Source organism: Alterotamlana spongicola (assembly GCF_035818475.1).
Taxonomy (GTDB): Bacteria; Bacteroidota; Bacteroidia; order Flavobacteriales; family Flavobacteriaceae; genus Cognatitamlana.
Genome location: NZ_JAYMGV010000002.1, coordinates 147522 through 171829, shown reverse-complemented (window position 1 = coordinate 171829; position 24308 = coordinate 147522). Strand labels below are relative to the sequence as shown.

The 24308-nt window shown below is 33.4% G+C and carries 24 protein-coding genes; 12 read left to right on the top strand and 12 right to left on the bottom strand.

Features of this window, described 5'->3' with window-relative positions:
• Positions 1-37: 37 nt before the first annotated feature.
• Complete coding sequence (locus tag VOI54_RS13105; RefSeq protein ID WP_326283288.1) at positions 38-460, top strand: DoxX family protein; 423 nt, start codon at positions 38-40, stop codon at positions 458-460.
• Between the two features lie 153 nt (positions 461-613).
• Here the strand turns inward: VOI54_RS13105 and sppA are convergent, their stop codons facing one another.
• From sppA to VOI54_RS13070, 7 genes are read right to left on the bottom strand one after another with little or no spacing between them, the layout of a single operon-like run.
• Positions 614-2377, bottom strand: a complete 1764-nt coding sequence (sppA, locus tag VOI54_RS13100; RefSeq protein ID WP_326283287.1) for a signal peptide peptidase SppA — start codon at positions 2375-2377, stop codon at positions 614-616.
• A gap of 46 nt (positions 2378-2423) precedes the next feature.
• Positions 2424-3494 (bottom strand): AMP-binding protein, encoded by a 1071-nt coding sequence (locus tag VOI54_RS13095; RefSeq protein WP_326283286.1) that lies wholly within the window; start codon positions 3492-3494, stop codon positions 2424-2426.
• Positions 3495-3497: 3 nt separating this feature from the next.
• Positions 3498-4460, bottom strand: a complete 963-nt coding sequence (locus tag VOI54_RS13090; RefSeq protein ID WP_326283285.1) for a CPBP family intramembrane glutamic endopeptidase — start codon at positions 4458-4460, stop codon at positions 3498-3500.
• A 2-nt stretch (positions 4461-4462) separates the two neighbouring features.
• Positions 4463-5500 carry an o-succinylbenzoate synthase gene (locus VOI54_RS13085; protein ID WP_326283284.1) on the bottom strand — a complete coding sequence of 346 codons (1038 nt, stop codon included), beginning with the start codon at positions 5498-5500 and terminating at the stop codon, positions 4463-4465.
• Positions 5501-6178, bottom strand: a complete 678-nt coding sequence (locus VOI54_RS13080) for a metal-dependent hydrolase (RefSeq protein ID WP_326283283.1) — start codon at positions 6176-6178, stop codon at positions 5501-5503.
• A gap of 34 nt (positions 6179-6212) precedes the next feature.
• Entirely contained in the window at positions 6213-7127 is a 915-nt protein-coding gene (gene menA / locus VOI54_RS13075) for a 1,4-dihydroxy-2-naphthoate octaprenyltransferase (protein ID WP_326283282.1), read from the bottom strand.
• Positions 7115-7954, bottom strand: coding sequence for a 1,4-dihydroxy-2-naphthoyl-CoA synthase (locus VOI54_RS13070; protein WP_326283281.1), 840 nt, complete (start codon positions 7952-7954; stop codon positions 7115-7117). The genes menA and VOI54_RS13070 overlap by 13 nt, the downstream gene beginning before the upstream one ends.
• Positions 7955-8009: 55 nt before the next feature.
• On the opposite strand from VOI54_RS13070, the gene VOI54_RS13065 reads away from it, so the two are divergent.
• Together VOI54_RS13065 and VOI54_RS13060 are read left to right on the top strand one after the other, a co-directional pair.
• Positions 8010-9131 carry a C1 family peptidase gene (locus tag VOI54_RS13065; protein ID WP_326283280.1) on the top strand — a complete coding sequence of 374 codons (1122 nt, stop codon included), beginning with the start codon at positions 8010-8012 and terminating at the stop codon, positions 9129-9131.
• A 179-nt stretch (positions 9132-9310) separates the two neighbouring features.
• Positions 9311-9487: a hypothetical protein gene (locus VOI54_RS13060; protein WP_326283279.1), complete on the top strand. Its 177-nt coding sequence runs from the start codon at positions 9311-9313 to the stop codon at positions 9485-9487.
• 74 nt (positions 9488-9561) lie between these two features.
• Here VOI54_RS13060 and VOI54_RS13055 read toward each other — a convergent pair whose 3' ends face one another.
• Positions 9562-10227, bottom strand: a complete 666-nt coding sequence (locus VOI54_RS13055) for a uracil-DNA glycosylase (protein WP_326283278.1) — start codon at positions 10225-10227, stop codon at positions 9562-9564.
• A gap of 7 nt (positions 10228-10234) precedes the next feature.
• Positions 10235-11239, bottom strand: coding sequence for a DNA polymerase III subunit delta (gene holA, locus VOI54_RS13050; protein WP_326283277.1), 1005 nt, complete (start codon positions 11237-11239; stop codon positions 10235-10237).
• Positions 11240-11341: 102 nt separating this feature from the next.
• Between holA and VOI54_RS13045 the strand changes: the two genes are divergently transcribed.
• The 3 genes from VOI54_RS13045 to VOI54_RS13035 all read left to right on the top strand — a co-directional run bounded on the left by VOI54_RS13045 (position 11342) and on the right by VOI54_RS13035 (position 13705).
• Complete coding sequence (locus VOI54_RS13045; protein WP_326283276.1) at positions 11342-11788, top strand: type I restriction enzyme HsdR N-terminal domain-containing protein; 447 nt, start codon at positions 11342-11344, stop codon at positions 11786-11788.
• Positions 11785-12774 (top strand): glycosyltransferase family 2 protein, encoded by a 990-nt coding sequence (locus VOI54_RS13040; RefSeq protein ID WP_326283275.1) that lies wholly within the window; start codon positions 11785-11787, stop codon positions 12772-12774. The genes VOI54_RS13045 and VOI54_RS13040 overlap by 4 nt, the downstream gene beginning before the upstream one ends.
• 94 nt (positions 12775-12868) lie before the next feature.
• Positions 12869-13705: an OmpA/MotB family protein gene (locus VOI54_RS13035; protein WP_326283274.1), complete on the top strand. Its 837-nt coding sequence runs from the start codon at positions 12869-12871 to the stop codon at positions 13703-13705.
• A gap of 152 nt (positions 13706-13857) precedes the next feature.
• Here the strand turns inward: VOI54_RS13035 and VOI54_RS13030 are convergent, their stop codons facing one another.
• Positions 13858-14478 (bottom strand): L-threonylcarbamoyladenylate synthase, encoded by a 621-nt coding sequence (locus VOI54_RS13030; RefSeq protein WP_326283273.1) that lies wholly within the window; start codon positions 14476-14478, stop codon positions 13858-13860.
• A gap of 47 nt (positions 14479-14525) precedes the next feature.
• Here VOI54_RS13030 and VOI54_RS13025 point away from each other — a divergent pair, with 47 nt between their 5' ends.
• From VOI54_RS13025 to VOI54_RS13015, 3 genes are read left to right on the top strand one after another with little or no spacing between them, the layout of a single operon-like run.
• A complete protein-coding gene (locus VOI54_RS13025) occupies positions 14526-15389 on the top strand; it encodes an alpha/beta hydrolase fold domain-containing protein (RefSeq protein ID WP_326283272.1) in 864 nt (287 codons plus the stop codon).
• 47 nt (positions 15390-15436) lie between these two features.
• Complete coding sequence (locus VOI54_RS13020; protein ID WP_326283271.1) at positions 15437-16402, top strand: pepsin/retropepsin-like aspartic protease family protein; 966 nt, start codon at positions 15437-15439, stop codon at positions 16400-16402.
• A complete protein-coding gene (locus tag VOI54_RS13015) occupies positions 16399-17367 on the top strand; it encodes an early set domain-containing protein (RefSeq protein ID WP_326283270.1) in 969 nt (322 codons plus the stop codon). Before VOI54_RS13020 ends, VOI54_RS13015 begins: the two co-directional genes overlap by 4 nt.
• Positions 17368-17371: 4 nt before the next feature.
• Here VOI54_RS13015 and VOI54_RS13010 read toward each other — a convergent pair whose 3' ends face one another.
• On the bottom strand, positions 17372-19705 hold the full coding sequence (locus VOI54_RS13010) for an ATP-dependent helicase (RefSeq protein WP_326283269.1): 2334 nt from the start codon (positions 19703-19705) through the stop codon (positions 17372-17374).
• Positions 19706-19849: 144 nt separating this feature from the next.
• Between VOI54_RS13010 and VOI54_RS13005 the strand changes: the two genes are divergently transcribed.
• From VOI54_RS13005 to VOI54_RS12995, 3 genes are read left to right on the top strand one after another with little or no spacing between them, the layout of a single operon-like run.
• Positions 19850-21121, top strand: coding sequence for an amidohydrolase (locus tag VOI54_RS13005; RefSeq protein WP_326283268.1), 1272 nt, complete (start codon positions 19850-19852; stop codon positions 21119-21121).
• A 1-nt stretch (position 21122) separates the two neighbouring features.
• Positions 21123-22700: an FMN-binding glutamate synthase family protein gene (locus tag VOI54_RS13000; protein ID WP_326283267.1), complete on the top strand. Its 1578-nt coding sequence runs from the start codon at positions 21123-21125 to the stop codon at positions 22698-22700.
• A 6-nt stretch (positions 22701-22706) separates the two neighbouring features.
• A complete protein-coding gene (locus VOI54_RS12995) occupies positions 22707-23228 on the top strand; it encodes a DUF7935 family protein (protein WP_326283266.1) in 522 nt (173 codons plus the stop codon).
• On the opposite strand, the gene VOI54_RS12990 is transcribed toward VOI54_RS12995, so the two are convergent.
• A complete protein-coding gene (locus VOI54_RS12990; RefSeq protein ID WP_326283265.1) occupies positions 23214-24140 on the bottom strand; it encodes a patatin-like phospholipase family protein in 927 nt (308 codons plus the stop codon). The genes VOI54_RS12995 and VOI54_RS12990 overlap by 15 nt on opposite strands.
• Positions 24141-24308 lie beyond the last annotated feature (168 nt).

Here is a 24308-nt window from a genome sequence, read left to right as displayed (position 1 = left end):
TTTGTATCTTATTAGTTGAAAACCAACAACTTTAATCATGGATACTATAAAAACATTGAACAAATGGGCCAATGCACATACGTACATACCTCTTGATTTGTTACGGGTAGCGTTAGGTGTTTTTCTGTTTATTAAGGGTATAAATTTTATGGCCAATACAGAAATGCTCATGCAACTTTTTGAACCCATACAAAACATGGCCGGAGGAATGATAGTGGTGCATTATGTGGCTCCTGCTCATTTTATCGGAGGTCTATTAATAGCCTTTGGTTTATTGACGCGTTGGGCAATTATAGCTCAATTTCCAATACTTATAGGGGCAATTGCCATTAATTTTGCAGGCGAAATGAACTCAAACAACCTGATCTTAGCACTAATCACTCTTTTTGTTTGTGCTTTCTTTCTGCTTTATGGTTCTGGAAAACATTCGGCTGATTATTACTTTAAAATGCAGCAATAACCTAAAAAAACAGGGTGTTTAAAAAAGTTATTTGTTTTGTCATTCAGAGCAAATCGAGGAATCTTAGACAGATAAAGACTAATATATAGTGATTTTAAAAGAGATTCTTCATTTCATTCAGAATGACACTTTCTAAACACTCTGTTTATAATCCTATTTAATCTCTGTACTAAACGGAAACAATAATTGTGTGCCTTTTTTCTCTGAAAGCGACTTTATTTCTTTAAGCATATTATAGCTTTCCTCTCCTAGTTCTTCTTTTAAAATGGTTTCTTTAGCTTTTATCAAACCAAATTCGCGCAGCATTTTATCCAGATCCTTTTCAAAAACAGGGAATTCTCTAATTTTATAATCTTTAATTTCAGCCACCTCAGCGGCACGCTCTAATGCTAAGTCTAAGCCTCCCAGTTCATCTACCAAACCATTTTTTAAAGCATCAGTACCTGTCCACACCCTGCCTTGAGCAATGTCTTCAACCTGTTCCCTTGTTAGGTTTCTTCCTTGAGCAACCCTAGAAGTAAACAAATCATAGATGTCTAAAATCCCCTCTTTTATAAACGCACGTTGTTCATCACTCAATGGTTCAAAAAAACTATAAGTGACTGCATTTTTATTGGTAACAACCTGCTCTGCATTTATTCCCATACGCTCAGACAGGCCTTTTCCATTTGGTAACATTCCAAAGACCCCTATACTTCCGGTTATTGTGGTTGGTTCTGCTATTATTTTGTCAGCATTACTTGCAATATAATACCCTCCTGAAGCTGCTAAATTACCCATAGAAACTATTACTGGTTTCTCTTTTTTAGTCAGTTCTATTTCTCTCCAAATCAGTTCGCTGGCCAGAGCACTTCCCCCAGGTGAATTAATTCGCAGTACAACCGCCTTAACATTCTTATCTTTTCTGACTTTTCGCAATGATTTATTCATTGCCCCCTGCCCCACTTTATTTTGATCACCTTCACCATAAATTATTTCGCCTTCGGCATATATTACTGCTATTTTATCCTTACTGGTATAATTAGCAACTCTACTTGCTGCATATTTTGAATACTCTTCAATGGTAATAGATTTTAAATCTTTATTTGTATCAACTCCAACAGCTTGTTTTAAAGCATCAATATATTCATCATGGTACGCTACCCTATCAATAAGTTTTGATCCTTTGGCTAAATCAGGGGTTCTGCCCAACAGACTATCTGCAATCATATTCAATCTTTCAGAAGAAATATTCCTGCTATCAGAAATATCTTTTTTCATTTCTGTCCATAAAGCATTTAAATACACTGAAATTTGCTCACGATTATTATCACTCATTTCATTGGTTAAAAATGGCTCTACAGCACTTTTATATTTTCCCAACCTGACGACTTCCATTTTAAGTCCGGTTTTTTCCTGAAAATCTTTGAAATATAAACGCTCAGAATACAACCCTTTAAATTCCATCATACCGGCAGGGTTCAGGTAAATAGTATCTGCAACAGAGCTTAAATAATAGTCTTTTTGAGTAAATATATCGGCATAAGCCACAACAAACTTCCCTGATTCTTTAAATTTTGAAAGCGCTCTTCTTAATTCTTTAATTTGAGAAATTCCTGCTCTAATAAAATTATTGTCTATTGAAATTCCTTTAATTTTATCATCAATAGCTGCATAATTTATAGCGTCTATAATATTGAAAAGTCCGTTTTTTTTATCCTCATTCAAAAACGCATATTGCTTAAACACTGTTTTTCCGGCATAGTCTTTAATTGGGAAATCTAATTTCAATTCCAATACTGAATTAGGTTTTACCTGTGCCATGTCTTCTGAACCGGAACCCAATACAGCTATTAAAAAAACTAATCCAAAAAAACTAAGTACACAGAATACAATAATCCCTGTAACAGTTGACAATACACGTTTAAAAAAACTCATAATTTTAATTTTCTATTTGATAGTAAAAAAGCTCGTAATGTTACAATTAAAACTTTATCTTTTCTAATGTTTTTTTCCTGTGAATTTTTCCCGAAGTAGTTTCAATAAAAGTACCAAGTGAGAACACTGATTTTGGCTTTTCATATTTATCCAAGCCATCAAAAACAGATTTATCAATGGTATCATTATTGCCTTCAACAACTAAAACCAGTTTTTCTCCTAAAGTATCATCCGGTACTGCTGTTACAAAAAACCTGCTTTCTATTTTATCCTGAAGCTTCATTTCTATGTCTTCAGGATATAATTTTATTCCACCTGAGTTTATAACATTATCTATTCTACCCAACCATTCAAAACTGGTATCTGAATATACTTCCACCAAATCATTGGTTACCACTTTATTTTCGGTTAGATGAGGGGCATCAATTATCAAACAACCTCTGTCATCTTTTGAAATTGTAATGCCCGGTAATGTCTTAAAGTGCCTATTAGTATTGGCCTCATTAAAATTATTTAGCTTTTTCACCGCAACATGAGATACGGTTTCAGTCATACCATACGTTTCATATACGTGTGGTTTCTTATCTTTAATGGACTCTACAATAGTTTTAGAAACACGTCCGCCTCCTACTATAACGGTTTTAATATTCTTTAGGTACTTGGCAAAGTTTTTAAGCTGCATTGGTGTAAACGCACAAAAGCTATAATCCTTTTCATAATCAATAAATGGTATGGCTGAGGGCTCCACCATATCTACTTCTAAACCTAAAACAATAGCTCTCACTATCATCATTTTACCTGCAATGAAATTAGATGGTAAACAGTGTAATACTTTATCTCCAGGTTCTAGATTAAAAAAATCTCCGGTAGTTATGGCTGAATTAACCATAGCTTGTTTTTTTATTCTTATTTTTTTGGGTTTACCTGTTGAACCAGATGTTTTAACTATTACATAATCCTTCTCGTCCAGCCAATCCAATAAAAAGTTACCCAATTCTTGCTGATATGGCAACCCTTCTTTTACATAACTATAAGCAACCTCCATAAGATCCTGATGCTTATAATTTATACTGTCCAATTTAAATTTTAAGTGTACGTTGGTATAATTTGGTGTCATATGCTACTCTGATATTTTATTATCTGTTTTTATAGGTTCAACTACCTGTCCAAAAAGCCGATCTTTCCAATTGGTCCATCTATACTTTTTGGCAAGAATAAAAAGTAATATTGGAAATATCACAAATACGGGTACAAATATTTCCATTATTCCTATTTCTGAAGGATCTGATAGGTCCTTTAAAATGGAATGTGTTTGAAAAGCCGTCCAATCTGCAGTTACTAAAAGCGCTGTAAACAGGTTATTTGCTGCATGAAACCCCAAGGCTAATTCCAATCCATCATCCATTAAAGTCAGTATCCCTAAGAATAGCCCCGTACCAATATAGTACACCATAATCATATAGCCCAATTTATCAACTTCAGGGTTAAAAATATGCATCAGCCCAAAACCAATAGAAGTGATTAAAAGCGGCGCCCATTTATTCTTAAATAGCACACCAAGCCCTTGCATTAAATACCCTCTAAAAAAATATTCCTCAAAACTGGTTTGCAACGGAATAAGTAGAATGGCTATGACACAAAGTATCAAAAATGGTTTCAAATTAAAATTAATCACATAATCTTCAGGGGTAAAAAAGAAATAATCAATAAGAACAAAACTACTGGATATTATACCCCATAAAATAAATATAAACCAAAAGCGCTTCCAGTCTATTTTCTTTCTCACTGTAGTTAAACTGATAAAAGATTGTTTGTGTAGAACTTTGGATGTCAATAAAACCCCCAGCAAACCAAACACAAAAGATAATAACATTAAAAACAAAAATAAGTTACTTCCTAATAGTTCTATCATTTGAGGAATATCTGTTGGCATATTTTCTACCCCTCCAATAGCTATTTTAGCAATAATGGCTATTCCTAAAGGTATGGCTCCTATAAGCTGCCATGCCAAAAATATAATTACTGTCCCCACCAGGTAGCGCCATGAATCATATAATCCTTTAAAAGCTTGTGCTATATACATAATTACAAATTAAAATTCCAGTATTCATTTTTATCATAAAACAAATGTCCGCTTTTTACACTTAACGGACTATCAAAATTGTTACTAAATAAACCACCTGTTCCAAGCCCTTGAGGCATATTGTTATCCTTAACATAGGTATACTGTGCTATGGCATTTAATCCTATATTACTTTCTAAAGCACTGGTAATCCACCAACCTATTTTTTCATGTTCTGCTATAGCAATCCATTCATCACAACCATTAAACCCTCCTACTAGACTGGGTTTTAAAATAATATATTGTGGATTTATAGTTTGTATTAACTCCTGCTTTTTTGTTACAGAAAACACGCCTATTAATTCTTCATCTAATGCAATTGCTAATGGAGTTTGTTTACATAATTCAGCCATTTCCGTTAATTGGCCTTGTTTTATTGGTTGTTCAATGGAATGTAAATCAAAATCTGATAACACTTTCAATTTTTCTAAAGCATTTGATGGTTGAAATGCTCCATTAGCATCAACTCGTAATTCTATGTCTTTTGACGAGAACTCTTTTCGTATGGACTTTATAAGATTAATTTCTGTTTCAAAATCCAAGGCTCCAATTTTCATCTTGATACAGGTGAAACCAGCCTCAATTTTATCTTTAACCTGTTGTTTCATAAAATTTTCATTCCCCATCCATACCAAACCATTTATTGAAATAGACGCTTCATTTCTAGTGAATTTTGAAGGAAATAATTCAAATGGATCCGAACTCTCTAAAGACTTGAAAGCTGTTTCTAAGCCAAATTGAATACTGGGAAAATCTATTAACTGAGGTAATAAAATATCTACCCCCTGATCAATGTTATTACAAACCCAATTAAGCTTTTCTTCATAGTCATTTCTGTCATCTGCAGATAGTCCTTTAAACAATCCACACTCACCTATTCCCTGCTTATTATTGGAGTTTAAAATTAAAAACCAAGTTTCTTTAGTTTTTAATATGCCTCGTGATGTACCACTGGCCTGTTTGAAATTTAAGATGTACTTTTTATAATAAGCTTTTAGCATCTATAATTCAATAAAAGCTCCTATTTCAAGTAGCATTAAGTCTTTATCCTTTTCAAAAAATTTTCGTTTTGCCAATTCATGATCAATTTCAATATAGCCAAAAGTATCATAATGATATCCTAAGACCTTATCACACTCTACAAAATCACTGGCAATTATAGCATCATCAATACCCATGGTAAAATTGTCTCCTATAGGCAAAATAGCCAGATCTAATTTTGTTTGGAGTGGAATGAGCTTCATATCATAAGTTAAAGCGGTATCTCCGGCTATATATATATTTTTATGTTCTCCTTCAATAATGAACCCTCCTGGCTGCCCTCCATAGCTGCCATCTGGAAATGACGATGTATGAATGGCATTCACATATTTTACTGTGCCAAATTCAAAACCCCATTTACCTCCAAGGTTCATAGGGTGTCCTTCTACTCCCAATTTTTCATAATGAGATACAATTTCAAAGTTTGAAATCACGACTGCTCCTGTTCGTTTTGCAATAGTTTCTACATCAACAATATGATCTTGATGTGCATGTGTTACCAAAATGTAGTCAGCCTTTAATTCATTGACATTAACAGCTTCTGCTTTTGGATTTGCCGAAATAAACGGATCTACAAGAAGGTTAATGTTATTAATTTGAATGCCTAAGCTGGCATGGCCGTAAAACGTAATTTTCATCCTAAAACATTTAAAAGATTAAAATACAAAAAAACTATAACAAATGTCCTACTCCCATTAAAACAGCTAATAGTACTGTTGTTAAGGCCAACTTTTTTAATTCCGGGTCCAATAACTTAGGGTCTTTAACAGTATTCACTTTTCTTAAATGAATTATTAAAGGAATATAAGCCAGAACAAAAATTAAATTAAAGGGTGATGTATAGTATAAAATGCCAAACAGACCAGATAAAACTATAGCTATTATAACTAATGCATTATGATAGATAATCCCTTTTTTTTCTCCCAGCTTTACGGCCAATGTTATTTTATTTGATTTTTCATCAGGTATCCGGTCGCGCATATTGTTTAAATTCAACACTGCCGTACTCAATAAGCCAATGGTAATAGCCGGTAGAAGCGTAACATGATCAATTGTTTTTGCATAGAGGACATAACAACCTATAACACTAACTAAACCAAAAAATATAAAAACAAATATATCTCCCAAGCCTTTATAGCCATATGCTTTTCCTCCTACTGTATATCTAATTGCGGCAACTATGGATATGATACCCAAACCGAAAAAAATTAATGTCAAAAAGAAATATTTAACTCCAAAGGCTTTAAAAATTAACAAACATGCTAACCCTATTGAAATTAAAACATTAATTTTTATAGCATTAAATAACTCTTCAGGAGAGATCTTACCAGACTGGATAGCGCGTTCAGGGCCAACTCTCTCATCATTATCAGTTCCTTTTACCCCATCTCCATAATCATTTGCCAAATTGGATAGTATTTGAAAACTTAAGGTTGTAAATATGGCTAAAACAAAAATATCCCATTGAAAAACACCATTGTAATGTGCTAAACAAGAGGCTAAAATTATTCCGGAAATAGATAATGGCAATGTTCTCAGGCGCATTGCTGAAATCCAGATAGAAATGTTTTGCATTACGGGATCCATTTTTTATCAAAATTAGGCTTACGCTTTTCTAAAAATGCGTTACGCCCTTCTTTTGCTTCATCGGTCATGTAAGCCAAACGTGTAGCTTCACCAGCAAATACTTGCTGCCCCACCATACCGTCGTCTGTTAAATTCATAGCAAATTTCAACATCTTTATTGAGGTTGGAGACTTAGCCAAAATTTCCTGAGCCCATTCGTATGCTGTTGTTTCAAGTTCATCATGAGGTATAACAGCATTTACCATTCCCATCTCATAAGCTTCCTGAGCAGAATAGTCTCTTCCCAAAAAGAAAATTTCACGTGCTTTTTTCTGCCCAACCATTTTAGCCAAATATGCAGAGCCATAGCCACCGTCAAAACTGGTTACATCCGCATCAGTTTGTTTAAAAATAGCATGTTCCTTACTTGCTAATGTTAAATCACAAACCACATGTAAGCTATGACCTCCACCAACGGCCCAACCGGGAACAACTGCTATTACTGCTTTTGGCATAAAACGTATTAAACGCTGAACTTCTAAAATATTAAGTCTGTGATAACCATCTTCTCCTACATATCCCTGGTGTCCTCTGGCCTTCTGGTCCCCTCCACTACAAAAAGAATATACCCCATCTTTAGTAGATGGTCCTTCTGCTGACAATAAAACAACCCCAATATTTACATCTTCATTGGCATCATAAAAAGCATCATATAATTCACTGGTTGTTTTAGGTCTAAATGCATTTCTAACATTTGGTCTGTTAAATGCTATTCTAGCCACACCATTACACTTTTTATAAGTGATATCCTGATATTCTTTGGCTATAACCCAATTAGGTTCTTCCATTTTATTAATTTTAGCCAAAAATAAATTTTATTTCATTAAATCACTTCATTCAGTTATGAAAAAAATCATTTTCTTATGTATTCTGTTTATCACCTCAAATATTGTCATTTCTCAATCGTATCAATTTACTACGACTATTGACATTGAGGCCAACAATGTGAAAAGTCAAGGTCGTACCGGAACATGTTGGAGCTTTTCAACCACATCTTTCCTGGAAAGTGAGATTATTAGATTAACAGGTAAGCGTATTGATCTATCTGAGATGTATACCGTAAGAAATACTTATTATGACAAAGCATGGAATTACATTATGAGGCAAGGTAAAACACAATTTAGTGAAGGGGGCTTAGCCCATGACGTTTTAAACAGTGTTAAAAAATATGGTCTAGTACCTAATGAAGCGTATACCGGATTGAATAATCAAGCTGTTGGCCATAACCATGCAGAGCTAATTTCAATCTTAAAAAGCACTTTAGATACTTATATAAGTAAACCTGATAAAATAGTATCACCAAAATGGAAACAGGTAACAGCGCATATACTAGATATTTATTTAGGGGAAAAAATAGATTCTTTTGTATACGAAGGTACGAGCTATACACCTAAGTCTTTTCTGGAATATACCAAAATCATTCCTGAAAACTATATAAGTTTCACTTCCTTTAATCATCAGCCGTTCTATTCTAATTTCATTTTAAACATCCCTGATAATTTTTCTAATGGCAGTTTCTATAATCTTCCTGTTGATGAACTGTTTGCTATTGTAAATCATGCATTAAAAAAAGGATTTACAGTTGAACTAGATTGTGATGTGAGTGAAAAAACATTTTCTTCAAAACACGGTATTGCTGTAGTTCCTGAAAAAACAGAGGAATATCAAGAATCACTAAAATCTATTGTTCCGGAAAAATCGATATCACAAGAGTTCAGGCAAAAAGAGTTTGAAAATCAAAACACCACTGATGATCATTTAATGCATATCATCGGAATTGTTCAAGATCAAAATAAAGCGCCCTATTTTAAGATGAAAAATTCGTGGGGCTCTGATTCCAACAGAGTTAAATACGGAGGGTATATTTACATGAGCGAAGCATATTTTAAATTAAAAGCTATTTCTATTACTATTCACAAAGATGCAATCCCTAAAAAATTAGTTAATTTTTTGAGTATTAATTAATGATTCACATAAAAAGTTATGTATACATAAAAATTAGCAAAATAGACGAAGTTATATATTGCATGTAGTATTTTATTTATTAATTTTGTCTTACTGAATAAGTGTTTACACGTTATAATTCCTACTTTAAATTTGTATTTTAACGAATAAATACGTATTTTGTCGAAAATACCCAAATTATGCTATTAACAATTACTTTAATTATTTCATCGCTGGTTATTATTAACTTATTGCTTTTGAAGTTCAGTTCTAACAAAATTAATAGAACTGAAAAGCAAAATGAAAAACCTGTAGTTTTAAAACCGGAAATTCCTGTTAAGACTTTACCAAAGGTACTAGCTGCTACAGGAAGTTAATTAAATCATAGCTTTGATTAATGAATATTTATATGATAATATTCATTGTTTAGGAGATGCTCACCGTTAGTTGTTTACCAATTAATTGGTGTTTTATTATTATTATTCAACCAAAGATTGGTGTTCTTAAAATTATCGTTTCCAAACCAGTATCCCCTATTAGCACTTAAAGGCGATGGGTGTCCGGACATAAGTATTTTATGCTTTTGGCCATCTATCAATTTTACCTTCTTTTTAGCATAACCACCCCAAAGTAGAAATACTATATTCTTTTTTTGTTGGCTCAAAATTTGTATTACAGCGTCTGTAAACTGCTCCCAACCTTTATTTTGGTGACTTCCGGCTTGATGTGCTCTCACTGTAAGTGTCGCATTTAAAAGTAACACCCCTTGATTTGCCCAACGCATTAAGTTTCCACTTTTAGGATACGGTACCCCCAATTCCATTTCAATCTCTTTAAAGATATTTATCAATGAAGGCGGGTGGTTAATTCCATCATTAACAGAAAAACATAAACCATTGGCCTGTCCATAGCCATGATAAGGATCCTGGCCAATTATTACCACCTTTACATCCTCAAAAGGACAGCAATTGAATGCGTTAAAAACTTGTTTACCTGGAGGAAAACAGCTATGATTACTATATTCTGTTTTCACAAAATCAACCAAATCTTTAAAATAAGGCTTTTCAAATTCTATCTTTAAATGCGTTTTCCAGCTTTCATGAATATCAACATCCATCCTTTAATCAGTTTAAAATTCTAATAAGTAATTCTTTCAATAAATCACCTTGAGGCACAGCATTTGCTCCTACCCCTTTACTCTTAACATCAAACTCTCTTAATGCTGAAACGATTAGGCTTACTTTTCGCATTGGAAAGTTTTTTGCTGCAACAATATATTCATTAACAAAATAAGGGTTTACTTTTAGTGCTGACGCAACACTTCTGGGCGATTTATCTTTTAAACCATGAAAATGCAGCAATTGTGAAAAAAAATTAAACAATAAAGATACTGTAACCACCATAGGATTATCTTTAGGGTTCTCTGCAAAATAGTTAACTATTTTATGTGCTTTTACAGTATTGCGTTCTCCTATGGCTTTCCTAAGCTCAAAATTATTATAATCCTTACTTATACCAATGTTTTCCTCTATATGCTCCGGAGATATTTGAGTGCCCTGAGGTAAGATAATTTGTAACTTTTCTAATTCGTTATTAATTTTACTTAAGTCGGTACCTAAAAACTCAACAAGCATTTGAGCGGCCTTTGGAGTTATACTATATTGTTTTGGTGAAAGCACTCTACGAATCCAATCTGCAACCTGGTTTTCATAAAGTTTTTTACTTTCATAGACCACACCATTTTTTTTAATGGTTTTATATAAAGCCTTTCTTTTATCAATCTTTTTATACTTATAATTTATTACCAAAACTGTAGTAGGCTGAGGGTTTTCTGCATATTTTGCAAGTTTTTCAATGGTACGTGATAAGTCTTGAGCCTCCTTAACAATAACCACTTGGTGTTCTGCCATCATAGGATAACGCTTTGCATTACTTACAATATCTTCAACGGTAATATCACGTCCATAAAGCAGCATCTGATTAAAACCTTTTTCTGCTTCGGTTAAAACAGTAGATTCAATAAAGTCAGAAATCTTATCAATATAGTACGGCTCTTCTCCCATTAAAAAATATATAGGTTTTAACTTGCCATTTTTTATATCTGTAACCAACTGCTTGACGTCTTCCAACTCAAAAATATTTAGAAATTAAAAACTAATATCCAACATTTTACATTGGATATTTGCTAATTGATAATTGTAGTTTAACTTTGAAAAATAAATACAGTACACTTGCAGGTTCTCCATTTTCCAAAATATACTTTTCGATTCAAAAATAGCGAAAATAAAGTTTCTATTTTTGATCCTATTCGCAAAAAATTTGTGATCTTACAACCAGAAGAATGGGTGCGTCAACATTGTATTAAATTCTTAATAGAAGAAAAAGGCTATCCAAAATCCTTAATAAACATTGAAAAAGAGCTGATTATAAATTCATTAAGAAAACGCTATGATATTGTGATTTTTAATTCTGACAGAAGTATTCATTTAATTGTAGAATGCAAGGCTCCAAAAATTACTATAAATCAAAACACATTCGATCAGATTGCGCGTTACAATTTAGAGTTAAAAGCCACCTATTTAATGGTCACTAATGGGGTCAACCATTATTACTGTCAAATGGATTTTAAAAATGAACGTTACAATTTTTTAAAAGATATTCCTCATTACAATCCATGAAATTTGCTATCGTCATACTCAATTGGAATGGACAAAAACTTTTAGAACAGTTTTTACCATCAGTAATAAAATATTCTAAAGAAGCTAAAGTTTACGTTGCAGATAATGCTTCTACAGATCATTCTATTTCATTTATAAAACAACATTTTCCTTCTGTTGAAATTATTCAAAATAAAGAAAATGATGGATACGCGAAAGGATACAATGATGCTTTAAGTAATCTGGATGCAGACCTATTCTGCCTTTTAAACAGCGATGTAGAGGTCACAAAAAATTGGTTAACACCAATCATTACAACCTTTGAGTCTGAACCAAATACCGCTATTATTCAACCAAAATTATTGGATTTCAAAAAACGAGACTACTTTGAGTATGCTGGTGCCGCAGGCGGCTTTATTGATAAATACGGTTATCCATACTGTAGAGGCCGTATATTTGATACGCTTGAAAAGGATGAGGGACAATATGATGATATTTCGGAAATTTTCTGGGCATCCGGAGCATGCTTATTCATCAGAAGCCTTGTATTTAATAAGCTAAATGGGTTTGATGAACACTTCTTTGCCCATATGGAGGAAATAGACTTATGTTGGCGTGCAAAAAATCTGGGATATACTATAAAATATGTTGGGCACTCTAAAGTCTACCATGTTGGTGGTGCTACATTAAGCAATATAAACCCCAAAAAAACCTTTTTAAACTTTAGAAACAGCTTATTTACCTTAACCAAAAATGCTAATGGCTTTTTATTGGTTACCTTATTTCTTCGTTTACTTCTTGATGGGCTTGCCGGCTTAAAATTTCTTTTTGAATTTAAACCAATGCATACTTTAGCGGTCTTAAAAGCACATTTTAATTATTACTATCACATAGGCAGATTATTAAAACAAAGAAAATCAACAAAAAATAAAATAAAGTATTATGAAAAAACGTCCATAGTACTTGAATATTTCGTAAATAAAAAAAAGAATTACAAAAGTTTATGAGCAGTTAGTAAAAGTTTTGTTAAAATGTTAAAAACCATTGATTTTTATCTATTTTTGTGAAACGTTTTTTCAAAAAATAAATCCTTAAATAATTATGAAGAAAATTTTATTACTTAGTGTATCTGTCATGGTATTATTAAGTTCATGTGTATCAAAAAAACAATTTACAGATCTCCAAGCAAAACAAAAAGAAACTCAAGATTTGCTTAACTCTGCAACCGTGAAATTAAACTCGTGTTTAGAGGACAAAGCTTCTGCAACGGCAAGAGCTAATACTTTAGAAGATCAGGTAGAAAGTTTGCGTAAGAGTAATGAAAATTTAACAATTCTTTCAGCAAAAGGAGCCAGTAATGTTGAAAAAACATTGGAAAGCATTAAAGAGAAAGAACTTAAAATTACACGCTTACAAGATGCCCTTACTCAAAAGGACAGTGTAACATTAGCCTTAGTAACAAGCTTAAAGCGTGAAGTTGGAATAAATGACCCGGACATTGAAGTAAATGTTGAAAAAGGAGTTGTATTTATTTCAATTGCTGATAAGTTATTATTTAAAAGTGGTAGCTACAACGTAACCTCAAGAGCTAAAGAAGTATTGGCCAAAGTTGCTAAAGTGGTTAACAGCAAGCCTGATTTTGAGTGTATGGTTGAAGGACATACAGATAATGTACCTTACAGAAAAGAACCTTTATTAGACAACTGGGATTTAAGTGTTAAGCGTTCAACATCTATCATTAGAGTATTAGAAAGTTTAGATGTTAACTCAAGTCAGTTAATTGCTGCAGGACGTAGTTCACATGTGCCACTTGTAGATAATGACACCGCTGAAAACAGAGCAAAAAACAGACGTACACGTATTGTAGTACTTCCAAAAATTGATCAGTTTTATGATATGATTGAAAAAGAAATGAAAAATCTAGCTGAAGGAAACTAATAGATAGATTTTGAAATATATTAAAAAAGCACAACCTTTCCGGTTGGGCTTTTTTAATTATGGCTGTCCCAAGACATAGTTTTCACCATTCGCTTTCCAATAATTGGGAACGCTCAAGAAAGTCATTCAATCCGTAACGTAAAACTAACAAGCTAAAAAATTTCCAAACTCCCCTTGCCTTCTCTAACAATAACCGGTTCATCACCAGACAAATCAATGACCGTTGAGGCTTCGTTACTACCATAGCCTCCATCAATAACCAAATCAACCAAATTATTCCACTTTTCAAAAATAAGTTCCGGGTCAGTAGTATATTCCAAAACCTCATCATCATCACGTATAGATGTTGAAATAATAGGGTTTCCTAGTTGCCTTACAATATCTAGCGCAATAGTATTATCTGGAACCCTAATACCGACTGTTTTTCGCTTTTTAAATGGATTTGGTAACGACTTAGAGCCTGAAAGAATAAATGTATAAGGACCAGGAAGAGCACGCTTTAAAATCTTAAAAACCGAAGTTTCAATTTGTTTAACATAATCACTCAAATTACTGAGATCATGACACACAAATGAAAAGTTGGATTTTTCAAGCTTAACGCCTTTAATCCTGGCAACACGTTCTAACGCTTTTATATTATTAATATCACAGCCTAAACCATAAACAGTATCTGTTGGGTAAATAATTAGACCACCCCGTTTTAAAACCTCTACAACCTTATCAACTTCTCTAGGATTAGGATTCTCTTTATAGATTCTAATAAATTCAGCCATAATAATTATATTGCATTTCAGTTACCAAAGTAAATATTATTTTTATTATGCAGTCTGTTAATTTTTTTTTCTTAAAAATAATTATAGCTTTTGTAGTTTTTGGGTGCTCTAATGAAACTGCCGATACTGAAACCGGCAGCCCTTTGGAACCTTCAAAATATTATGAGGAATTAAATATTTCTTATGGTAATGACAATAATCAAGTATTTGATTTATTCCTACCAGCCAATAGAAATGCTAATACAAAAATCTTAATCTTAGTACATGGAGGTGGCTGGACCTCTGGTGATAAAAGTAGCATGAATGCCATAAGGGATTTGATCCGTCAAGATTTTCCTGATGTGGCTATTGCCAATATTAACTACAGGTTAGCCGATAGCAATAACTCTCCATACCCCATGCAAATAAATGATATTACCTCGGTTGTTGATTTTTTAAAGGCTAACAAAACAAATTATAATGTTTCTGAAAAACTGGGATTTATTGGTACCAGTGCAGGAGCCCACTTGTCTTTACTATGGAGTTATGCATTTGACACAAACAATAATGTCAATATGGTATGCAGTATAGTAGGACCAACTAATTTTACTGATCCCGCATATTTAGAGAATGCAAATCCAGAATTACAAAACTTACTAAATCTGTATGGTCTTAACCCTAACCTTGATTTTCTTGAGGAAATAAGTCCGTACCATCAGGTTACAACTTCTTCGCCTCCAACCATATTATTTTATGCCGGTCAGGACGAATTGATTCCAACCACCCAAGGCACTGATATGAGAGACAAATTATCAGATTTAGACATTATTCATGAATTCACATTATACCCTAATGTAGGACATAGTTTAGGTGTCTTAGAAATTATTGACGCCTGGAACAAGCTTAAAACGTTTATCAGTAATCAGCTTTAACATATTTAGCTGTAACATTATAAAAAAACAGAAGTCTTATCTAGTATATGCTAAGACCTCTTTTTTTTATATTCATTTTTTTAATTAATATCCCTTTTGCCCTGGCAAAAGATATTATTAATCCGTCTATTCAATTTTCTCAGGCCGAAATTTTAAATCAATATACTACTAGAATTCCCTTTAAATTAATTGACCATCTTATTGTTGTAAAAGCGCAAATTTTAAATATTGAAGGCAATTTTATAATTGACACCGGTTCAGAAACCATGATACTCAATAAAGTGCATTTCCCTAATAACTATTCACATCAAAGATCTTCTAATAGGTCTTCCGGAATATTACAGAATATAGAAAATTCATATGAAAAACATATTAAACAATTTAAGCTTCAAAATTTTAAATTAGAGAATACACATTCAGATGTTATAGATTTATCTCATATAGAAAAGAGTAAAAAAATAAAGCTTCTTGGCGTTATTGGCTATAGTATTTTAAAGGATTATGAGCTTTTTATTGATATGCATTTAAATCAAATTACATTAACAAAGGTTGACAATCATGGCAATAAGTTAGATAAACATGTATATTTAGAAAAAATAGTTGATAGTATCCGTTTTAAATTAAAAAGGCACACCATAGTAGTAAATGGCACCATAAACAATCAGGAAGTAAAATTAGGAATTGATTCTGCAGCAGAATTTAATCAAATAAATAAACGTATAAATAAAAAAGCATTAAAATATTTTATTCCTAAGAAACGGTTGCGCTTAACTGGAGTTAGCAATAAAAAAATAGAAGTTTTGGCAGGGAAATTGCATCGCGTAAAATTGAGTGCGTCTACATACTTTGGACCAATGCTAACCGTTTTAACCAATTTGAATAAAATGAATGAGGCCTTTGGAACAGATTTAGATGGTATATTAGGCTATGAATTTTTTGCTCAAAAAAGAACAATAATTAATTATCAAAAGGAAAAATTGTATTTTATAGATTATCCTTTAAAACAATTTTGAAAGACATAATTCTACATATTACACTTATTATCTTCACTTTTACGAGTCCGAATATATTTGCACAAAAGCAAAAAAATAAAGGCTATAAAATTGAAAACGACTCCGTAGTATTTACTTTTGATGCAAGAGACTATTCTAAATACACCAAAGAACATACGGGACAAACCTTAGATTTTGATGATTTTGATATAGAGAATGTTGTGGTTTCAGGTGAATTTAACCTTTGGTCCAGAGACCATTGGAAAATGAACCGGGTAGATGAATATACTTATGAGCTAAAAAAGAGTCTCTCTGATTTCACTGATGAATTTTCATGGGAATTCAAATTTATCGTAAATAATTCATATTGGGCTGAACCCTCAAAAAAGACACCTAACATTTCTAAAGCTATCAAAAACGGATATAAATTACGTGGTATATACAATTTAAAAATGTATACAGCCTATCCTGATGAAAACGGAAATGTAAGTTTTAAATTAAAGGGATACAAAAATGCCAAAAAAGTAATTCTTGCCGGTTCTTTTAATAAATGGGATGAAAATCTGTTTAAAATGAATAGAACCTCGTATGGCTGGGAGTTAAATCTAAAAATGAAACCCGATGTTTACCAGTATAGATTTATTGTTGATGGCCATTGGATGGAAGACCCTGATAATATCCATAAAACTGAAAACGAATTTGGAGAATATAATTCGGTTATTGATATCAAGGTCTATACAGCTTTCAAACTAAAAGGTCACATGAATGCTAAAAAAGTAATTCTTGCCGGTTCATTCAATGATTGGAATGAACATGAACTGGTCATGCGAAAAATGGATTATGGCTGGAAATATGTTATTCCATTATCTGGAGGTAAGCATCACTATAAGTTTATTGTTGATGGCAAATGGATTGTCGACCCTGGTAATAGTGTAAAAGAATATGATAACAACGGATATATCAATTCAGTCCGTATGATCAAATAATGCGCTACCCTATAATTTCCAACTTTGCAAAACGAAGCAATAATTTTTTTATACCGCCGTGTTGAAACTTAATTTCAGCCTTTACATCAGCCCCTGCCCCTTCTATTTTCAGTACCTCTCCAGTCCCAAACCTTATATGCTTAACAGTATTACCTACAACTAACTTATTATCAAATAAATTAGTATTTCCGTTAGTTTTTGATACCGGTTTTAAGTTTTTAGGTGTAGGAGCCTGATATTTTTCCGGTTCTTTTTTAACTGTCTTACCTTTTTTGAAGCTTGGTTGTTTTGCCGGTTTATATCTTATTTTATTGGGTTCTACATCTCCAAAAATATCAGCAGACAGCATAGGGTTAATTCGTCGCTCTTCCATTGGGGTTAACACCTCCAGATACTGCTCATCAATTTCTTCAATAAAACGGCTGGGTTCAGAATCCACTAATTTTCCCCAACGATAACGTGACAGTGCATAGGTCAAATACGCTTGCTTTTCAGCACGGGTCAAAGCCACATAAAACAAACGACGCTCCTCCTCCAGCTCACTTCGTGTATTCATACTCATAGCACTAGGAAACAAATCCTCTTCCAGACCTACAATGTATACATAAGGAAACTCTAAGCCTTTAGCCAAGTGTATGGTCATTAATGCCACATGATTAGGATCTCCTTTATCAGCATCCAAGTCTGTATCTAAAGCGGCATCCTCTAAAAATTCTGCAAGAGAACCTGTAGTATCAGCAATTTCTTTTTGATTTTCCACAAAGTCCTTTATACCATTCAAGAGCTCTTCTATATTCTCCATTCTGGTAACACCTTCAGGAGTTCCATCTTTATTAAATTCTTTTATCAATCCACTGGTTCTGGTAACGTATTCTGCCAATTCAAAAGCATCTGCCGTTTGATTCATCACCTGATAACTTTCAATTAATGTGACAAAATTTTGAAGTTTCGTTTTGGTACCAGAATTAATTTTACCATCTGCTTTATCAATATTCTTCATTACCTCAAAAATGGTGCGTTTATAACCATTAGCTGAGACAATCAACTTATCCATTGTAGTTTGACCTATACCACGAGGAGGGAAATTAATAACTCGTTTTAAGGCCTCTTCATCGGCAGGGTTTATAATTAATCGTAAATAAGACAATACATCTTTGATCTCTTTCCTCTGATAAAATGACAATCCACCATAAATACGATAAGGTATATCTTTATCGCGCAAAGCTTGTTCCATAGCTCTGGACTGTGAGTTTGTTCTATATAAAATAGCAAAATCACTATTGTTTAACTGGTGGTTCATTTTATTTTCAAAAATTGAACTTGACACATAGCGTCCTTCATCTCCATCAGTTAAAGAACGATGCACCTTGATCTTACCACCTTCATCATTAGCAGTCCAAACCACCTTATCCAACTTGGTTTGGTTTTTATCAATTACAGAGTTTGCTGCATTTACAATATTCTTCGTAGAACGGTAATTTTGTTCCAGCCTAAACACTTTCACATCATCATAATCTTTCTGGAAATTCAAAATGTTATTGATATTGGCGCCGCGAAACGCATATATACTTTGCGCGTCATCTCCAACTACGCAAATATTTTGAAATTTATCAGACAATGCCCTTACAATCAAATATTGAGAATGGTTAGTATCCTGATACTCATCAACCAAAATGTATTTAAATCTATTTTGGTATTTAGCCAGCACTTCCGGAAAACGCGTTAACAACTCATTGGTTTTTAACAATAAATCATCAAAATCCATTGCGCCTGCCTTAAAACAACGGTCTACATATTCTTTATAGATATCCCCCATTCGTGGCCGCCTTGCCATAGCATCAGCTTCTTTAAGCTCAGGGTTTTGAAAATACGCTCTAACCGTAATCAAACTATTTTTATATGATGAAATTCTGGAGCGCACCTGTTTATACTTATAAATATCTTTATCAAGCTGCATTTCCTTTATAATAGAGGCAATCAATCTATCCGAATCTTGAGTATCATATATGGTAAAATTGCTGGGGTACCCTAATTTGTCAGCTTCAATACGTAAAATTTTTGCAAATACGGAATGGAAAGTTCCCATCCACAAGTTCTTTGCTTCACTAGCCCCTACTATAGTAGCAATACGCTCTTTCATTTCGCGCGCCGCCTTATTAGTAAATGTCAGTGATAAAATATTAAAAGGGTCAATCCCCTTGCTCATCATATAAGCAATACGATAAGTGAGTACTCTTGTTTTTCCTGAACCAGCACCTGCTATTACAATCATTGGCCCCTCAATTTGTATGGTAGGTTCTAATTGGGCCTCATTTAACTGGCTTAAATACTTTTCCAAATCATCATCAATTTAATGACGTGAAATTAACTATTGTCTGACTTATATTTGAATGTAATTATTAATAATTATAAACAATCTAACTCCTAAACTTATTTAGTAAATTTTAGATATCTTTAAGCTTATAATTATCATATTTACTGCATGAAGCAACTTATAGTTTTACTCGTTTTAATGATTACCTTTAATTTCTACGGGCAAACCGATTTAAAAGCCCAATTTATCAATATAGAACCAAAAGTTATTGAATGGCGACGGCATTTTCACAAAAACCCTGAATTATCAAACCGGGAATTTAAAACTGCAGAAAAAATAGCCAAACATTTAAAATCACTGGGGTTAGAGGTTAAAACAAATGTAGCTCACACAGGAGTTGTTGCTATTTTAAATGGACATTCTAAAGGCAAAGTTATTGCACTACGTGCAGATATTGATGCGCTTCCGGTTACCGAACGTAATGAACTCCCATATAAATCAACCGTTCAAACCGAATTTTTAGGTACAAAAACCGGTGTTGCCCATGCTTGTGGACATGATGCTCATACAGCAATATTAATGGGGGTTGCGGAAATCTTATCAAAAAACAGAGATAAAGTTAATGGTACTGTAAAATTCATTTTTCAACCCGCTGAAGAAGGTCCTCCTCCAGGTGAAGAGGGTGGTTCAAAATTGATGATCAAAGAAGGGGTTTTAGAACACCCAAAAGTTGATGCTATTTTTGGCCTGCATATTAGATCGGGAGTGGATATAGGTCATATTCATTATAAACCGGGAGGTGCCATGGCCGCTGTAGAACGTTTTACCATCAATGTAAAAGGAAAACAAACGCACGGCTCTGAACCTTGGTTAGGCATAGACCCTATTCTTATTTCGGCAAAAATTATTGATGGGTTACAAACTATTATTAGTCGTGAATCTGAACTTATTAATGAAGCTGCGGTAATTAGCGTTGGAAAAATAACCAGTGGCGTTAGGTTTAATATTATTCCTGAAAGTGCCGAATTAATTGGTACGGTAAGAACTTTGGATCCTGATATGAAAATTCATATCATTGAGCGTATGAAAGCTATGACCCAAACTATAGCTAAGGCCTATGGTGGTGAGGCCAGTATAAAATTCGAGAATTTTACAGCTGTAACCTATAACGATCATGAATTGGTTTCTAAAATGTTGCCTTCATTAAAACTTGTGGCTGGTGCGCAAAACGTTACCCAAATTAAAGCAGAAACCATTGGTGAAGATTTTTCATACTATCAGGAAAAAGTACCTGGCTTTTATTTTTATTTAGGGGGAAAACCTAAAAATGCACTAAAGTCGCCTTTACACCATACCCCTGATTTTATGATTGATGAAAGTGGATTACTTCTTGGCATAAAAGCATTAACTCAAATAACTTTTGATTTTTTAAATAATTAAAATGAATTCTATACTTGATTTTTTATCTAACATACCATGGTGGTTATGGGTTTTAATTGGCCTAGCCCTGGTTGCTATTCGTGATGTTTTTTTTCAAAAAGCACATACTATAAGTCATAACTACCCTATAGTAGGGCATTTGAGGTATTGGCTGGAAAGCATTGGCCCTGAAATGCGTCAATATTTTGTAGCTAATAACAGAGAAGAATTACCATTTAACAGAATTGAACGGGGCTGGATTTATGCTTCGGCAAAAAAAGAGAACAATTACGAAGGTTTTGGAACCGATAGAAATATTTATGAGCACCAGCACATTTTTATCAATAATGCCATGATGCCTTATAAACTATCAGAAAGTCACCCTAATAAAACTGATAAAACCTTTTTACCTTGTGCTAAGGTTATTGGTGAATTTCACAAAAGAAAAAGACCTTACAGGCCCGCTTCTGTTATAAACGTATCTGCAATGAGTTATGGTTCCCTTTCTGCAAAAGCTGTGGAATCATTAAATAAAGGTGTTAAAATTGCCGATGCTTATCACAATACCGGAGAAGGTGGCTTATCTCCATATCACAGCTATGGTGGTGATGTTATTTTTCATTTTGGAACCGGTTATTTTGGAGTAAGATCTGAAGATGGTGGATTTTCAATGGAAAAGATGATCGAGCTTGTTGAAAGCAACCCTTTTATTAAAGCTATTGAGGTTAAACTATCACAAGGCGCTAAACCCGGAAAAGGTGGAGTTCTCCCCGGTGCTAAAATCACCAAAGAAATTGCCAAGATAAGAGGTGTTGAAATAGGAAAAGACGTGCTTTCCCCTCCTAATCACAAAGCTTTTTCAAATGTTCCTGAAATGGTGGATTTTATAGAAGAGATTGCCAACGCCACCGGATTACCGGTCGGTATTAAAGCGGCTATTGGGAAATTGGAACAGTGGGAAGAACTTGCAGATATAATGCTTAGAACAGGGAAAGGCCCTGATTTCATTACCGTAGATGGCGGTGAAGGTGGTACTGGTGCAGCTCCGCCAAGTTTTGCTGATCACGTATCATTACCATGGGTTTACGGTTTTAGTGACTTATACAAACTCTTTAAAGAAAAAGAGCTTACCGAACGTATTGTTTTTATAGGAAGTGGTAAACTAGGCTTTCCTGCAAAAGCAGCTATGGCCTTTGCCATGGGTGTTGATTGTATAAACGTGGCCAGAGAAGCTATGATGAGCATAGGTTGTATCCAAGCTCAAGTATGTCATACAAACCGGTGTCCAAGTGGAGTAGCAACACAAAGTAAGTGGCTCCAAAATGGTATAGATCCCACATTAAAATCTGAACGGTTAGCACAATACTTTAAAACCTTTAAAAAAGAACTGATTGAGATTACACATGCAGCAGGATATGAGCACCCCTGCCAGTTTACTATGAACGATATAGAAATGAATGTAGATGATCATAATTTATCAAAAGAACTGAACAGAACTTATATGTATAATAAAACGGTTGTACCTTTTAATAGTATGCAAGATTTAAAAGATTGTTTATATTTGGGCGGCCAGCCGGCCAAAACCAAACTTAACAACTAGCCCCGTATGGAAATCTCAAGAATTATTGACATCTTTTTATTTACTATTCCTTCACTTATAACCGGATTTGTAGCCTATTACTTTTTCAAGGAGCATACTAAAAACGAAGATGGCAGGCGGCGTTTTTTACTTAAAAAAGATATGCAGGTTAATGCTATGCCCTTGCGTCTTCAAGCTTATGAGCGTATGGCTCTTTTTTTAGAGCGTATCTCGCCTTCTAAATTATTAATTAGAATTACACCTAACACCTCAGATAAAAACGATTACGAATCCTTACTTATACAAAATATAGAACAGGAATTTGAGCATAATTTATCCCAACAAATTTATATCAGTGATAAATGTTGGAGCATAGTGACTACTGCTAAAAATGCAACAATTCAACTGATTAGAAAAGCAAATATGTTGGAAAAAACTGATACTGCCGATAAATTAAGAGAGGTGGTTTTAACCGAAATGATGGAACGTCGTTCTCCCAGTGACGCGGCTTTATCTTTTATAAAAGAGGAAGTTTCAGAATTGTGGTAAATCATCTATACGCAACTCATTAGAACGGGCCTCCTGGCACTTTTCCTTAGCATAAAAATAACCTTGCTGCCACCATGAGGTCATTAGTTTTTTACTGAATATTAACGAGTTTTCAGTAAGCTTGGAAGGCGTATAATATAAATTGAGTTGTACATCATTATTTTTTGCTGCCAGTTTACCAATAGTAACATCACTTCTTTCAACCTGATCCAATAAATGCCCAAATAAGTTTATCATCAAAGAAAAAGGGTTTTTCCCCAATATTTTGTTGTACTGCATGTTTTCTGATTCTAATATTATAGCATCAACTTCTGTGGCTCCTCTTAATATAGCTTCTCTTATGGGAACCACACAACCAAAAGCCCCGTCGGCATACTCAAAACCATTCTTCTTAACTAAAGACATAAATGGTATGTAATTACAAGAAATCCAGATCCAATCACAAAATTCATCATAGCTAAAATCTTTAATAGATTTATACTCTACCATATTTTTAGATAAATTGGAAACAGTAACAACAACATCTTCTTTGGTCTCCTTTATCAATTTATATTCTTCATAAGTGAAATGTTTCTTTAAGTACCGCCTTAAAGCCTTGCTTTCGCCAAAAGTCCGTTTCATTTTAATAAATTGCCAAAGGGAATTTAAAAAGTCAATTGATACAAATTCTCTATTACCTTTTTTGCGGGCAACAAAGGGATTCACACTAAATATATTACCTTGATTAACATTAGTAAACACTTTATGAATCTTATCAATTTTACCTGCTGCCAAATGTGGAATTAACAAACTACCGGTTGAGGTACCCAAATACATATCATAATTCCGCTCTTCTTCTTCAATTAAATATTGTGCCACACCTCCTGCATATGCACCTTTACTACCTCCACCAGAAATGACTAATGCTCTCATTAAAAGACCTTATTATTAATACAGTACCTTAAAAAAATGTAAATAAATACTTTAAATGTATAATTACAACAAATTATACGTTTTTTAAACCAAATATTATGCACGTGAACGAAAAAAAAGAATAAACCCTTTATTTTAACACTGCTGTTTTGTAAAAAAAATTATTTT